Source organism: Flavobacterium sp. ENC (genome assembly GCF_020991415.1).
Taxonomy (GTDB): Bacteria; Bacteroidota; Bacteroidia; order Flavobacteriales; family Flavobacteriaceae; genus Flavobacterium.
In genome coordinates this window covers 918,823-934,551 of sequence record NZ_JAJMOY010000002.1, presented here as the reverse complement: position 1 = coordinate 934,551, position 15,729 = coordinate 918,823, and the positions used below count along the sequence as shown (strand labels likewise).

The 15,729-nt window shown below is 36.6% G+C and carries 14 protein-coding genes; 5 read left to right on the top strand and 9 right to left on the bottom strand.

Going from position 1 to position 15,729, the window contains the following annotated elements:
• Positions 1-16: 16 nt before the first annotated feature.
• From LPB89_RS08690 to LPB89_RS08665, 6 genes are all read right to left on the bottom strand, one after another.
• Entirely contained in the window at positions 17-862 is an 846-nt protein-coding gene (locus LPB89_RS08690; protein ID WP_230701360.1) for a DMT family transporter, read from the bottom strand.
• Positions 863-991: 129 nt separating this feature from the next.
• The gene (locus tag LPB89_RS08685) at positions 992-1,132 is read right to left on the bottom strand and encodes an SsrA-binding protein (protein WP_154342583.1); all 141 of its coding nucleotides are present in this window, start codon (positions 1,130-1,132) and stop codon (positions 992-994) included.
• An 88-nt stretch (positions 1,133-1,220) separates the two neighbouring features.
• The gene (locus tag LPB89_RS08680) at positions 1,221-2,666 is read right to left on the bottom strand and encodes a serine hydrolase (protein ID WP_230701359.1); all 1,446 of its coding nucleotides are present in this window, start codon (positions 2,664-2,666) and stop codon (positions 1,221-1,223) included.
• Positions 2,667-2,778: 112 nt separating this feature from the next.
• Positions 2,779-4,623, bottom strand: coding sequence for a M56 family metallopeptidase (locus LPB89_RS08675; RefSeq protein WP_230701358.1), 1,845 nt, complete (start codon positions 4,621-4,623; stop codon positions 2,779-2,781).
• A 6-nt stretch (positions 4,624-4,629) separates the two neighbouring features.
• On the bottom strand, positions 4,630-4,998 hold the full coding sequence (locus LPB89_RS08670) for a BlaI/MecI/CopY family transcriptional regulator (protein WP_230701357.1): 369 nt from the start codon (positions 4,996-4,998) through the stop codon (positions 4,630-4,632).
• Between the two features lie 153 nt (positions 4,999-5,151).
• A complete protein-coding gene (locus LPB89_RS08665) occupies positions 5,152-6,369 on the bottom strand; it encodes an MFS transporter (RefSeq protein WP_230701356.1) in 1,218 nt (405 codons plus the stop codon).
• A gap of 97 nt (positions 6,370-6,466) precedes the next feature.
• Between LPB89_RS08665 and LPB89_RS08660 the strand changes: the two genes are divergently transcribed.
• The 5 genes from LPB89_RS08660 to LPB89_RS08640 all read left to right on the top strand — a co-directional run bounded on the left by LPB89_RS08660 (position 6,467) and on the right by LPB89_RS08640 (position 10,282).
• On the top strand, positions 6,467-7,066 hold the full coding sequence (locus tag LPB89_RS08660; RefSeq protein ID WP_230701355.1) for a DUF1684 domain-containing protein: 600 nt from the start codon (positions 6,467-6,469) through the stop codon (positions 7,064-7,066).
• Positions 7,066-7,713, top strand: coding sequence for a TatD family hydrolase (locus LPB89_RS08655; protein ID WP_230701354.1), 648 nt, complete (start codon positions 7,066-7,068; stop codon positions 7,711-7,713). Before LPB89_RS08660 ends, LPB89_RS08655 begins: the two co-directional genes overlap by 1 nt.
• Positions 7,714-7,789: 76 nt before the next feature.
• Complete coding sequence (locus LPB89_RS08650; protein ID WP_127340565.1) at positions 7,790-8,506, top strand: ThiF family adenylyltransferase; 717 nt, start codon at positions 7,790-7,792, stop codon at positions 8,504-8,506.
• A gap of 197 nt (positions 8,507-8,703) precedes the next feature.
• Positions 8,704-9,366, top strand: a complete 663-nt coding sequence (locus LPB89_RS08645) for an HAD family phosphatase (protein ID WP_230701353.1) — start codon at positions 8,704-8,706, stop codon at positions 9,364-9,366.
• A gap of 73 nt (positions 9,367-9,439) precedes the next feature.
• Positions 9,440-10,282 carry a DUF2911 domain-containing protein gene (locus LPB89_RS08640; protein WP_230701352.1) on the top strand — a complete coding sequence of 281 codons (843 nt, stop codon included), beginning with the start codon at positions 9,440-9,442 and terminating at the stop codon, positions 10,280-10,282.
• Between the two features lie 158 nt (positions 10,283-10,440).
• On the opposite strand, the gene LPB89_RS08635 is transcribed toward LPB89_RS08640, so the two are convergent.
• From LPB89_RS08635 to LPB89_RS08625, 3 genes are all read right to left on the bottom strand, one after another.
• A complete protein-coding gene (locus tag LPB89_RS08635; protein ID WP_230701351.1) occupies positions 10,441-11,067 on the bottom strand; it encodes an MCP four helix bundle domain-containing protein in 627 nt (208 codons plus the stop codon).
• Positions 11,068-11,220: 153 nt separating this feature from the next.
• A complete protein-coding gene (locus LPB89_RS08630) occupies positions 11,221-12,951 on the bottom strand; it encodes a sodium:solute symporter (RefSeq protein ID WP_230701350.1) in 1,731 nt (576 codons plus the stop codon).
• Between the two features lie 121 nt (positions 12,952-13,072).
• Positions 13,073-15,604 (bottom strand): PIG-L family deacetylase, encoded by a 2,532-nt coding sequence (locus LPB89_RS08625; protein WP_230701349.1) that lies wholly within the window; start codon positions 15,602-15,604, stop codon positions 13,073-13,075.
• Positions 15,605-15,729: the final 125 nt, after the last annotated feature.

The following is a 15,729-nucleotide window of genomic DNA, read 5'->3' as shown; positions in this document are numbered from 1 at the left end:
GATCCCGCTCTACTATTTATTTTTTAGCTGTTAAAGTTGATCCGGCTGATGCGATTACGACACAGACAACCGCTAAAATTTCATAAAAATTCAGTTGCTCCTGTAAAAAAATAAAGGCACATATAGCTGCAGCTGCAGGTTCCAGACTCATCAAAATGCTAAAAGTACGGGGAGGAAGCTGACCTAAAGCTTTCATCTCGAGTGTAAACGGAATTGCACTTGAAAGCAGAGCCAGTGCTATTCCCAATCCCATAAGTTTTGGAGTAAGATTTACAAGACCATTTTCATAAAAGCCGAAAGGCAGTATCAAAATGGAAGCGAAAAGCATTCCGATCGAAACAGCCTCACCACTGTTCATAATTTTAGAAACTTTCCCACCTAAGACGATGTAACCCGCCCAAAGTGCTCCTGCCAGCAATGCAAATGTAACTCCAAACGGATCTATTCTGCTATTGGTCCACGGGGCAATTAAAACAATTCCCGCTGCTGCGAGCAATACCCAGCAATAATCAACCCAGCGCCTTGATCCGAATATGGCAACCAGAAGAGGACCAATGAATTCTAAAGTAACAGCCAGCCCAATTGGAATTCTTTCGATGGACATGTAAAAAATTAAATTCATTGCACCCAAAGTCATACCATAAGGAATAACGATTTTCCATTGCTGTGCCGTGACTTTCGATAAATTGGGACGGTAAGCCAATAATAGAATTAGGGCAGATACGCCAATTCGTATAGATGCCGTTCCTGCCGCGCCAAGTGCCGGAAATATGGTTTTGGCAATCGCTGCACCACATTGTACACTTATGATGGACAAAAGGACTGCCGGAACGGGAGGGAGGTTAAATTCTTTGTTTTTCATTGCAATTTTAGACTGAAAGGCAAAACTACAAATTACCGGACAGAAAAGACTTTGAAAGGGGTAAAAAGGATACATATTATACTAAGAATGTACAATATGGTTATAAATTAGAAGTAATATGGCAAAAAATTAATCTAAAGCACGTTTCGTTACATAATAGCGATACCCGATAAGCGCCATCTGCCATTTTTTTGCTTTAGTAATATCCAAACCTTGTTTGGTAAAACTAGGTAAAAGGACTTTATTTATTTTAGCTAAAATTTTAAACATGAAAGGTTTATTTTTTTTCAAAGATATAAAAAAGACTTTGCTAAACAGCAAAGTCTTTTCGGGTATTAGTGATTTGTATGATCTAAAACTAGTAAAGATTTAGAATAAGGTTTTCGTCGCCGCTATTTTCCTTGTTCGAAATATTCTTAGGAGCTTCTACCCAGCCTGTTTTATTGATGACAAATTTAAAAGTATGGAGCTGATCTTTTTTAAAGTTACTTACAGGAATCGATAATTCAAAAGTATTTTTATTTTTCCGAATCATTTGATAGTTCTTGTCCTCAGTATTCCAGTTGTTAAAAGAACCGGCAACGGAAACGCTTTTTACCAAATCCGAATTAAAAAGTGTATTATATACGTAGGTAAATTGTACCGAATTATCTTTTATTTGATATCCGTAAATTCCTTTCTGCGATTCTTCTCCAGGTAATAGCGCTAAGGCTAGTTTTGCCGCTGCATGTCCGATGGCATTACTGGTATTCTGATCACTCACATTTACAATAACAGAGATTCCCAATTTACTTTCGGGATATACCAAAAACATATTTTGTGTACCGAAAGCCCCACCATGTTTCCAGCTGTTTTTCCCAAAACTGCTTACTTCAATTCCATCCCAAAAATAGCCGTTCCACATGGTTTCACTATCCAGAAGATTTCGTTGTGATTCTACAGCAAGCTTATTTTTAGTATCCAGTTCGAAGGACAGAAACTTTACCAAATCTCCCAAAGTCGACTTGATACCACCGGCTGCTCCCCACAAATTATCTGATAAATTTGGCATTAGAATATTCTTTGAATTATATCCGTTTGCAATTATTGTATTCGGACTTAGATGAAGCTGCGTATCGTTTAAGGCTAATTTGTCGAAAATATTTTCTTTGAGTAAGGTTTCATAGTTCTTATGATACACGTTTTCCAGAATGTGTGCAGTAAGCTGAACGCTGCCGTTACTGTATTTAAATTTTTTACCGGGTAAAGTATCCAGTTTCATGGCATGTAAGTCCTGAAAAAAAGTCGTTCTGTTATACGAATCGTCCAGTCTTTTAAAGGCAAGATAGCTGGTATCGTTTATGTTTTTTCTGATTTCCGAATTATCAGGCAAATCATGGCTAAATCCGGTTCTGAACGATAGCAAATCCCGAAATCTGATCGCTTTTCCCTGATATTCTAAATTAGGGTAATCACCGGTAATATATTTTCGAATGTCATCATCCAGATTTATTTTTTTTTCTAAAACGGCTTGTGCTGCGAGCAATCCCGTGAATAATTTTGTAATGGAAGCCACTTCGAAAGTAGTTGTATTGGTGGCGGTATTGCCTTTTCCTTTGTCTATTTCACCATAATGTTTTGTATAGGTTTTGCCATCTTTCACAACGCCTATAGAAACTGAATTTGCATTTGCTTCTTTCAGCAAATCTGCTGCATTTTTATCCATTAAAAGTAAAATCTCTTTTTCGGTTACGGCTTCTGATTTTTGTTGCGCCTTGCCTGAAAAACAAAGTGTCAAAAATAAAACACATACTGTTTTTTTCATTGTAATAGGATTCAGATAAATTAAAATTGATTTTTTGACGTAAAAAAAACCAGTGTTTGGCACTGGTTTTTTTATGACTATAATAAGTTATACGTTTTTAAACTTTTACGTATTAATTATTTTGTCTTTTGGCTCTCTCTTTTTCCTGTTTAGCCATATCTTTTTCGTGCTGAATCATATCTTTTTGATGTTGTTTCATGTCTTTCTCCTGCTGCTTCATATCTTTAGCGTGCTGTTTCATGTCTTTTTCATATTGCTTCATGTCTATGGCATGCTGTTTCATGTCTATTTGATACTGTCTCTTATTGAAATTAACATTTTGATTGTTCTGCTGGTTAAATTTTTCCATATCAGCATTGAATTTCTCCATGGCAATGTCATATTTCTCCATTTCTTTTTCAAAAATAGCTTCACGTTTTGACATCACTTCTTCGACTTCTTTTTCGTAAGCACTCATATCCGGTTCAAATGCTTCCATTTTTTTCTCGAATTCAGCCATTTCTTTTTCGAATTTTTTCATAGCTGCCTTATCGTTCACATTTCCGGGATGTGTTGGTGGTTTTGGCATATTGGCCATAGCCGATGCAGGAACCTGTGGCATAGGACCACTTGGAAAAGCAGGAGGTGTAGGTGGTGTTGGCGGAGTAGGAGTACCGTAAGCACCTGGAGCATCAGGAGCATTGGGAGCGTCAGGAGCGTCAATATTTTCGACTTCTCTTAGTTCATCATCCTGGTCTTCATCAGACCTGTCAATGTTTTTTATTTGCTCGTCATCAGAAAAATTAAAACTGATTTTACCGTTTTTCTCCTTAATCACAATGATTCCGATTTTATCAATTCCATTAGTTGACTCGGATCTTTTTACTTTAACAGTTCCTTTACCACTTTTTAATTCAACCTGAATCGAAGTTATTTCGTTTTTGGAATTTCTTTTTAATTCGGAAATAATGGCTGTAATCTGATGTTTGTCTTTTAAAATTTTAAGTCTTTCCTCAATTTCAGCATCAGTTGTAGTTTTGGAAATATTGAATACATCCATAGATTCGATACCTTTAGGATCGATGTTTGTAACAGGGTCTGCTGCTTTCTCCTGTGCAATAGTTTTGATCTGAAATAAAAGAACAAAAGCTACAAGTGCCGGAACTATAGCATAGTACTTTAAATAATTCCTCTTTTTTGATTGATTTTTGTTTAACATGACAATTCGTTTTTTGATTAATGATTGATAAAAATGATTGGTGATTGCAACACAGCTTTCATGAGCTGTTATTTTTAAAAGCGTGTATTGATACGCTTTTTTATCGGATATTTTTTTGGCCGCTTCGCTATCTGCTATGAATTCAAGATTTTGAAGAATAGCCTTTTTATAAAGCCAGATAACAGGATTGAACCAAAACAGCACACAAAAAATTCGGGAGATCAAAACATCAATAGTATGATTCTGATCGCTATGTACTTTTTCATGCTCAATAATACTCTCTAACTCAGAGGCGCTGTACAGTGATGAGTTGTACACGATATAATCAAAGTAAGAAAATGGGGCAATATTTTCATTGGTATCGATAAATTTAAAATCAGCTTGTTGTTGCACTTTTTTGCCTTTTAAAACCGAATTCAGGCTGTAAAAATCTATTCCGAATTTTACCAGAAAAGCCGTAAAACCAAGTGCATAAATGGCAAGAGAAACCAGATTCCAGTCGATTTCAAAAGAGGCTTCCGGTATAGCATGTGACGTAAAAGCGGGAGAGTAGCCCATATTGGAAACCGGAACAGGATCGATCCATACTACTTTAGTATACACTAAAAAAGGCAATACCACAGCTGTAATCAGGCCGGCTAGTAAAAACCATCTGTTGCTGTTGAAAAAAGTTTCCTTGCGCAGTAATAAATAGTATGCAAAGTAAAACAAAGCCAGTAACCCGCTTGATTTTGCGATAAAAATGAAAAGTGCTTCCATAACCGATTATTTTTCTTCTTTTGGATTTTCAATCATAGCCAGAATTTCGCGCAATTCTGCTGCGGATATTTTTTCTTCCTTGGCAAAAAACGAAACCATACTTTTATAAGAACTATTAAAATAATTATCAATAGCGGTACTCATAAAACCTTTTCGGTAATCCTCTATAGTTACAATAGGAAAGTATTGATGTGTGTTTCCAAAGGCATTGTGACTCACATAACCTTTTTCTTCCAGATTGCGTACAATAGTCGAAAGTGTATTATAATGGGGCTGATCCTCGGTTATTTCAGCCTGAACTTCCTTTACGAATGCTTTTTTAAGCTTCCATAAAATGTGCATGATTTCTTCCTCTTTGTTCGTTAGCTTTTGCATGTTTTCTAATTTTAATTCAAACCTACAACTATTTTTCTAGTTACACAACTATAAAAATAGTTATTTAACTAAATTTTCAGTTTATAACATAGAAATGCATTTCAATTTAAGATTAATAAATTGAAAATGAAGTATTTAAATCGAAATTAAAATTTAAGAGATTTTTTCGTCTATCAAAGCTTTCTTAATCCAGAGACAACAAAATGTTGCGATAACTCCAATGCACGCCATAAAAAACCAATTGATCTGATACCCCAGTCTGGAGATAATTTCGAAACCAACTTTGGAACTTACAATATGTGCAAGACTAAAACTCATGGTATAAAGTGCCATATACTGTCCTTCCTGACCGCGTGGCGCACGGCTTAAGGCAAATGCATTAGAGAAAGGGAAGGTTAGAATTTCACCTATGGAAATACAAATCATTGAAATCACTAATATTCCGGCCCAGACATTTATCAGTAATAAAAAGAAACTTAACGACATGATAAAGGAGCCCAGAATGATAATCTTTATTTTAGGAAAACCTTTCCGTTCCATAAAACCAACGGTTGGCATTTCCAAAGCAAAAATAAGAAGCCCATTTAGCGTCATTAGCAATCCTGTCTGAAATTCACTTAAACCAAATTTTTCATTGTGATATAGGGGCAGAGTGGTAAAAAGCTGAAAGAAAATCATGGCAGTTACAAAACTCACGAATAAAAAAGCCCAGAATATACTGTCATGAAAAACCGATTTTACAGCTTTGGCGCTTTCAATTTTATCCTCATGGGTTACTTTTTTCTTTTCCTTTACCAAAAGGGCAAAGATTAAAATGGAGATAATGCACGAAGATCCATCGACCCAAAACAAGCCCTGATATCCAATTCCCATAATAATCAGGCCTCCTAAAGCGGGGCCTGCGGCAAAGCCAAGATTTACGGCTAAACGTACTAAAGTCAAGGCACGCGTTCTGTTTTCCGGTTTGGCATAAGCGCCTAAAGAGACAAACATGGCTGGCCGGAACATATCTGCGATTACCATCAATGCAAACATGGCAGCGCACAACGCCCAGAAAGTGGTGATATATTGTACGAAGAAAAGGGAAACCCCACTGGTAAATAAACTAAAAATCATGATCTTATAAAATCCAATTTTATCGGACAATTTACCGCCAAGCCAGGAACCCAGCATCGATCCTAAACCAAATGAAACCATGATCCAGCCCACCTGATTGTAGGTAAAATGAAGGTCTTCCTTTAAATATTTAGACAAAAAAGGAAGCACCATGGTACCGGCACGATTAATAAAAGTAACAAGTGTAAGTATCCATATTTCTCTCGAAAATCCCCTGAAGTTATTGATGTAATGGGTAAAAGCGGTCTTGAGCATTATAAAAAGGTTATTTGCAACAAAGTTAGAAAACTTTGTAACGTAGAGCGGTTGCTGCTTTGTTACTTTTAAACTATTTTTGCATAAAATTTCCACGATGAAAAAAAATATCGCATTTGTTTTACTGCTGGCTTTTAATTTCGGCTTTAGCCAAAAGAAATTCAATAAAAGTGATGCCGAAAAATTTCAGAAGACCATTAACGCAGAATATGCTGACGCTAAGACCAGTCCACTTATGGAAGAAGATTTAAAGTCGTTTAAGACTCTTGATTTTTATCCTGTTAATGGTAAATATTTTGTGAATGCAAAATTGGTAAAAGCGAAAAACGAAAAGGTTTTTGAAATGAAAACCACGGGAACAAGAACACCAAAGTACATTAAATACGGAACGTTGTATTTTAAAATTGAAGGTGTTGCATTGCAATTGAATGTTTACAGAAGCATTGATCTTTCTAAAACAAAAGAGTACAAAGACCATTTGTTCCTGCCTTTTTCGGATTTGACTTCAGGTAAAGAAAGCTATATAGGCGGACGATATATTGATTTGAAAATCCCGAAAGGCGAGACCCTCACAGTTGATTTTAATCAGGCGTACAATCCGTATTGTGCTTACAATCATAAATATTCCTGTCCGCTCGTTCCTTTGGAAAATGATTTGAAAATTGAAATTAAAGCAGGTGTTAAAACCTTTCATTGATGGATTTTTTTAATTTTCATACCCATAGGTTCACAAACCAGTCTGATATTTTGGAACTGGTGAATCAATATCCGTGGGAATTTGATGCTGCAATTCCGTTTTATTCCATTGGAATTCATCCCTGGTATATTGCAGAAGGAAGAATTGAGGCCGATTTGAAAACTATCGAAGAAAAATTACAAACGCAAAATTGTCTGGCCATTGGCGAATGCGGGTTAGACAAACGAATTGAAATTCCACTGGAGCTGCAGACTTCAGTTTTCGAAAAACAATTGCTTCTTGCCGAAAAATATAAGAAACCGGTTGTAATTCATTGCGTGGCAGCTTTTCAGGAAGTGATGGCGATTAAGAAAAAGATGAAGGTAACCGCTCCGATGATTATACATGGATTTTCAAAAAACAGCCAGCTTGCAGAGCAGCTTATAAAAGAAGGATTTTACCTTTCTTTTGGAAAATATCTGTTAAGAAATCCGGAATTAAAAACTGTTTTTCAGGAGATTCCAAATGACCGTTTTTTTCTGGAAACAGATACAGTTGAAGAAACAATACAAGAGGTTTACGATTTAGCGTCAAAGTATAAAAGCTTAAATGATACTGAATTACGAGAGGTAATTTCAAGTAATTATAAAAGAGTATTCCATAAATAAAAGGGTATTCAGCCCAACAAAATTAAAACCTGAAACCTGAAACAAAAACATAAAAATTAAACAAAAAGACAGAGATATGGCAGAGTGGACAGAAAGAGCCGAGCTTTTATTTACCAAAAACGGATTAGAAAACCTGAAAAACTCCAATGTGCTGGTGGTTGGTTTAGGTGGTGTCGGATCATTTGCAGCTGAGTTTCTGGCCAGGGCCGGAGTAGGAAGCATGACTATTGTTGATGGAGACGTGGTAGACATTACCAATATTAACAGACAATTACCGGCTTTGCATTCTACAGTTGGCGAAGCCAAGATCAAAATTGTAGGAGATCGTTTAATGGATATAAATCCGGAACTAAAACTAACACGTGTCCAGGAATTTTTATCTCCGGAACGTGCCTTTGAAATCGTTTCTCCCGAGTTTGATTACGTTTTGGACTGTATCGACAGTATCACGCCCAAATTAAATTTAATTTTCGCAGCAAAACGTAAAAGAGTAAAAATTATCAGCAGTATGGGAGCAGGCGGAAAAATGCTGGCTTCCAAAGTAAAAGTGGCGGATATCTCCAAAACCATAAACTGCTATTTTTCCAAAACAATTCGTAAGCGTCTTAGAGAAGCTAAAATCAACAAGTTGAAAGTAGTTTTCTCTTCTGAAATCCAGGATACCAAAAGCTTAAAACTGACAGACGGTAAAAATTTCAAAAAATCATTCTACGGAACCAACAGTTACATGCCCGGATTATTTGGACTTCACGCCGCAGAAACTGTCATAAGACATTTGCTGAAGAAAGAATAGTTTCAGGTTTCAAGTTTCACGTTTGAAGTTTCAAGTTTCAAGTTTCAAGTTTCAAGTTTGAGTTTCAAGTTTGAGTTTCAAGTTTTAAAAAATTGACAAAGTTACAACATACCCTAAAACCTGAAACTTGAAACCTGAAACAAAAAAACAAAACCTCAGAACCTTAGCGCCTTAGCCTCTTAGCCCCTTTAAAAAAAATGATAAAAACAGTAATTTTTGATATGGATGGTGTCATTGTAGACACAGAACCCGTTCACCGTTATTCCTATTACAAGCAATTCTCTGAATTGGATATTGATGTGTCGGAAGAAATGTACACTTCGTTTACGGGATTTTCCACGCGTAATACTTTTCAGGCCCTAAAAGGATTTTTTCCTACGATAGAGCAGGAAGTAGAGGATTTAATTCAAAGAAAAAGAAATATTTTTAATGATGCCTTTGATACAAAAGAAGATCTGTATCTGCTCGAAGGAGTAGAAGATCTCATTAAAGATTTATACGCAAGCGGAATTCAGTTGATACTGGCTTCTTCAGCGTCTAAAGTAACAATTGAACGCGTTTTTACCCGATTTAAGCTTCACCCATACTTCACACATATTGTAAGTGGCGAAGATTTTCCGCAGTCAAAACCAAATCCCGCTATTTTTCTTCATGCCGCTTCTTTGTCAGTTGCTCCAAAGGAAAATTGTATTGTAATTGAGGACAGTACCAATGGCGTAAAGGCAGCCAAAGCCGCAAATCTTTTGTGTATCGGTTATAACAGCCATCATTCTAAATTGCAGGATCTGTCTGCTGCGGATTTAATTATCGATGATTTTAAGGAATTAAACGCTGAAAAAATATCACATTTAAGCGCCTGAATTATATAAAATTTAACATTTGTTCGCTAATTGAATTTGTAAATTTGAACAAAACAAATAAACTTAAGACTAAATGAAAAAACTAATTATTGCATTAGCCATTATTATGGCGCCTTTTGTCTCGGAAGCACAGGTAAAAACACCACAAGCGAGTCCAAAAGCCTATATCAAACAGACCGTTGGTTTAACGGATGTCGAAGTTACATATTCAAGACCGGGTGCGAGAGGAAGAGCGGTCTTCGGAAATTTAGTTCCGTTTGGAAAATTGTGGAGAACCGGTGCTAACGAAAACACGATAATCAGCTTTAGCGATGATGTGGTGATTGATGGTAAAACCTTAAAAAAAGGAAAATATGCAATTTATACTATTCCTAAAATTGAAAGCTGGGAAGTGATTTTTTACAGTACTACAGACAATTGGGGATTACCTGAAAACTGGAGTGATGCGAATGTAGCTTTGAAAACTACGGTTAAAGAAAATGCTTTACCAACTCCCGTTGAAACTTTTACGATTGGAATTAATGGTTTAGATCCAAATTTCGCTTTTCTTGAAATCGCGTGGGAAAACTCACATGTAGCTTTAAAATTCGAAGTTCCGACAGCAAAAACAGCAGTAACAAGCATTGAAAAGACTTTGGCAGGACCGACAGCAAACGATTATTTTGCTGCGTCACAATACTTATTCCAATCTAACGGAAACATTGCAGATGCTAGAACTTATGTAGATAAATCTTTGGATATGAGTACGGATAAACCTTATTTTATCTTACGATTAAAATCATTAATCCAGGCCAAACAAGGCGATAAAAAAGGAGCGATCGAAACGGCAAAACTTTCTTTAGCCGCTGCTGAAACAGCCAACAATCAGGATTACGTAAAAATGAACAAAGACAGTATTGCTGAGTGGAGCAGATAAAATTCTGAAATTCCAAAATATTAAAAATCCAAATTCCAATTTATTGGGATTTGGATTTTTTTATAACTCACAACTCACAACTCACAACTCACAACTCACAACTCACAACTCACAATTCACAATTCACAACTCACAATTCATAACTCACAACCCAAAACTCAATTCAAACTCGGCGGTTCCGGGATCCGGATTGTTTTTTTCTTTTTTATAATTAATAAATAGAAGGTGATTCCGCCCAGAATAATAAGTAAGGCAATCTGAAGCTGTCCGAGGCTATTGTTCCCGTTGTACATCTCATTTGCCGCTTTTAGTTTTGCTTTTCCTTCGGTGATCTGAATTTCAGACAACAATTCTAAAGTTATCAAAGCTTCAGCACCTGATTGTGAAACCTGTTTCCAGTTATTGTTTTGCGATTGTAACCGGATTGTTTCACAGGAATTTAAAAAAGCCTCAAAATACCTTTTCTCTTTTGGAGTCAAAACCGTTTTGCTGTATAAATCATCTATGGAATGAATGACTGTTAAGGTCGTAGTAATCTCATTCTTTTTGGTAGTATCGCTCAGATTTAGTTGTTCTGCTTCTGTTTTTATAAAATGAAGCTCTTTCGAATACTGAAAAATATAGTGTGCCACAACCAGTCGGTCTTTATAAATGGCATTGATATTTTCGTTGACATTTTTTGAGTTCTCAAGCGTATTGAAATTGCTAACAATAATGATAAGCATCACAACAAGTAAAATGAAAGCAGCTTTGGTTTTATTGCTGTATTTTTTTAAATCTTTCATCATGAGGCATTTTATCAAGGGTTAGCTTCTCAAAGATAGATAATTTAGCATCAGGATTTATTCATGAACAGATTTACATCTACACTTGTATTGTTATTGCTTAAAAATCCGTTGCATCAGTAAAATCTCTGTCCTCTACATAGACCCATTAAACTACAACTCATTCATTTCAAGCTCATTTCTCTTAAATACCAAAAGCTGCATTAATAACGATAATACAATGGTTAAAATCGCACCAATGAAATTCAGCCATAAATAACCCAGTTTTTCCTGACCGCTTGGGTAAATGTAAATCATGAAATAATAAATCACAAAAATGGTGATCTGACTCATGATGGCACTGTAGAACATGGCTTTTGCCTGAACGCGACGCAGGTAAAAACCAACTAAGAAGATTCCCAAAACGGTTCCGTAAAAAATAGATCCGATAATGTTGACCAACTGAATCAGGTTTTCGAATAATGTTCCGACACAGGCAAACAGGATGGCAATAATTCCCCAGAAAAGCGTGAAAAATTTGGTTGCATTCAGGTAATGTTTCTCTGATTTTTCGGTTTTCAGATTTCGTTTGTAAATATCTATAGCCGTTGTAGAAGCCAAAGCATTCAACCCTGATGCTGTCGAGGACATGGCAGCGGAAAGAATCACAGCCAGCAGTAATCCGATAAGGCCTTTTGGTAAATAATGCAGGATGAAGTGAAAAAACACATAGTCCTTATCATTGGTTTCACTGTTACTGTCCGCTTTAGAAATTATTTCCTTGGCACGATCCCTGAGGTCTTTTTCTTTATTGGATAAAGCCACCAGTTCTTTTCTTAAAATAGGATTGTCATAATCCTGATTCAACTGATCAATGTATAATAAATTGATTACTTTTTTATCTTCAGAAAGTGTGTTTAGTTTTTTCTCTAAAACATGATACTCTTCTTTAAAAGCGGACTTTTCAATGACAATTTTATTATTCGGATTGAAATTTAACGGTACCGGATTGAATTGAAAGAATACAAAAACCATTACACCCGTAAGCAGGATAAAAAACTGCATCGGTACTTTTAGCAGGCCGTTCATGATAAGTCCCATCTGGCTTTCACGAACTGATTTTCCTGATAAATAACGTCCCACCTGCGACTGATCTGTTCCAAAATAGGCTAGTGCCAGGAAAAAACCACCGGTAATTCCACTCCAGAAGGTATATTTTTCTTCGGGATTAAAGGAAAAGTCAACAATATTCATTTTATCATTTGCTCCTGCAATATGAAGTGCACTGGTAAAAGTCATATCATTTGGAAGGTAATGCAGAATCAGGAAAAAGGTGATAAACATTCCGGTCATAATCACAAACATCTGCTGTTTTTGAGTGACATTCACCGCTTTGGTTCCCCCTGAAAAAGTATAGATAATAACCAATACCCCAATCATGATGTTCATAAAAGTCAGGTTCCAGCCTAAAAGTGCCGACAGGATAATGGCGGGAGCATAAATGGTAAGTCCGGTTCCGAGGCCTCTTTGTACCAGAAAAAGAATGGCCGCCAGCGAACGTGTTTTTATGTCAAAACGTTTTTCAAGAAATTCATAGGCTGTAAAAACTTTACTTTTGTGATACAGGGGAATAAAAGTAACGCAAATGACAATCATCGCAATTGGCAATCCAAAGTAAAATTGCACAAAACCCATTCCGTCATGATACGCCTGTCCCGGAGTCGACAAGAAGGTAATTGCACTTGCCTGAGTGGCCATGACAGAAAGCCCAACGGTATACCATGGAGTTTCATGATTTCCTAAAATGAAATCCTCGACATTTTTACTTCCCTTGGTTTTCCATGAGCCGTAACCCACAATAAACAAAAGTGTAACAATAAGTACAATCCAGTCAAATAGTTGCATAGGTTATGAGTATAATTGCATGATTAGGAAAAAAATCAGAATGTAAACAGCATTGGCTACCAAAACGTAGGTGTAGCTTTTTTTCCATTTTTTTGTTTTTTTATCTTCCATTTTTGAATATTTATTTCTTTAATTCCTGTTTTGGAGCTTCTATAGGCTGTTTTAGTGAAATGATATTCGAAAGTAACCGATACGCCCCGGCAACTCCTTCAGGTAGTTCCCTGAAAAAACTAAGACCTGTGTAAATATAGTATCCTTTCCCGTATGGTGCGACTAATAAGGCTCCGTTTTTTGGAGATTCCCCTTTGTCATGTGAGGATAGAATAGGAGTGAAGGCAGGGTCATACTGATCCGGATAATACAAGCCTTGTTCCTGTGTCCAGCCCTCAAAATCTTTAGTGCTGATTTTATTCGGAACATTTAAAACCGGATGATTGGGGGCCAGAAACGTAATTTTTGCATTTTCTTCGGTCACACGGTCATTAGATATTTTTAAGGGATACGGTGCAATCTGATCGGTTACCGTTCTGCCGTACGTATTGTACTGAACAATCATGTTTTTACCACTTTTTACAAAATCGAAAAGTATTTTTTGTTTGTTGGCTAAAGCATTAACGGTATTGTAAGCACGAACTCCTGTAATGACAGCATTAAACGAATCCAGTTTTTCCGGTGTGATTTCTTCCGGTTTCAAGATGGTTACTTTATAGCCCATCTGAGCAAGACTTTCAGGAACTTCATCACCTGCACCCATAATATATCCGATTGCATTTCCTGAGGTTTTCAGATCAATGCGGAGACATTTCGATTCTGCAGATTTTAAAACCATTTGCTTCGTAATATGACTGTAATCTATAATCGTCACATCTTTGTCAAAACGCTGATTATCTATGATGACAATGCTTTTTGCAACGGCTTCTTCCGGTTGAATTGGTGCTGTTACCTCAAAATAAAAGGTTTGTTCCATTCCTTTTTTCTCTAAAGCAAACGGAATTTGTTTCGGGGAAACCAGCCAGTCTTTCGGTAATTCCAATTGTACGTTTCCTTTGATGTCATCTTTTCCGGCGCGGACTTTTACAGGAACCATTTTACTTTTGGTATCCTTAAAAATCAAAACTTTTTCCAGGATTGAAGTGGTAGCTTCGGGAACTATATCAAGAAAATTATACATTTCGCCTTTTACGCCGTCATTGTATTTGTAAACCACGATTCGCTCAAACGGAATCTCTACACCATTTATTTTTACGTTAAAAACTACTTTAACTTCTCTTATAATATCCGGTATTCCGATATTTTCCTGATTGGATACGGTGTACATTCCAACACTGGCTTTTTCTTTTAGCCAATACGGTTGTGTATATTCAATTGTATTGGGGAGCTGAAGCTGTAAAGTGGTTTTCAGATCAGCATTGTTTTTTAAAATACTGTTTTGAATGGTATTTTTATGATCCGGCAGTGTCGTCACACTTGTTAATTCCATTTCGACAGCACATCTGTTAATGGCTTCAAGGCTTAGTTTAACGGTACTTCCGGGTGTGGCTTCCTGTTCGCTTGCAACGGCTTCGAGATATAGACCCGAGCAGGATGCAATGATGTTTTTAATGGCAGCAGATTTCAGGCTTTTCCAGTGATCGTCTTCGAGAGATTCGATCATCGTATAGGCTTTTATTAAGTCAGGAATACTGGCCGATGGATTACTGAAGTCATATTTGGCTATAATTTTAGAAATTAATTCACCAACCGGTTTTCCGTTTTTAACACGGTTCCAGGTAGTATCAATTCCGTCAAATAACTGATCACGGTCTTTTGGGATATCCCCGTTGATAAGCTCCAGATATTCGGTTTCATTTCCACGGGCACCGGTACTTCCAAATCCCTGAGATTGGTGACGGCTGCGGCTCAGTGCGGCAATTTCCTGATTGGACTTTCCGATTCCGGTATAATAAACACCTGTCTCTAATTTAGTAAAATTGGATTTACTGGCTGCATCAAATTTTTCCTGGCTTCCGTAAAACCACCACGAAGTATTGAAAAACTGACGCTTAACCTGCCATGGCTTTACATATTTTAACTGTTCCGGGTATATTTTCGGATCGTTGGTCAGATTAAAGCTTTCAACGCTTAACATGGCCGAGGATGTGTGGTGTCCGTGTGTGGTACCCGGCGATCTGTGATCAAACCGATTGATAATGACATCAGGCTGAAATTTTCTTATGGTCCAGACTACGTCCGAAAGCACCTTGTCTTTGTCCCAGATTTTGAGCGTTTCATCCGGATTTTTGGAATAGCCGAAATCATTTGCACGGGAAAAAAATTGTTCTCCGCCATCTATTTTTCGGGCTTCAATTAGTTCCTGCGTTCTTATAACACCTAATAATTCACGTAGTTGCGGACCAATAAGATTTTGCCCCCCATCGCCACGGGTTAGGGACAAATATCCTGTTCTGGCATTTACGTCATTGGCCAAATACGAGATCAGACGCGTATTTTCATCGTCGGGATGTGCTGCGAGATACAATACGGAACCTAAAAAGTTTAATTTTTTGATTTGATTGTAAATTTCAACAGAATTTGGTTTTTGTGGTTGTTGTGCAAAAGAAATGAAAGTTCCAGCTATAAAAATAAAAAGAATCTGTATCTGAATTTTTCGCATAGTATAATGAGATGTTTTGAAAGAGCTTCAAAAATACTAATTATATTTTTGAAGATTATGTAAATGAAATGTTAATGGCTGATAATTCATTCAATTTTTTAATAAAAACAAAAAAAGCTGACAGA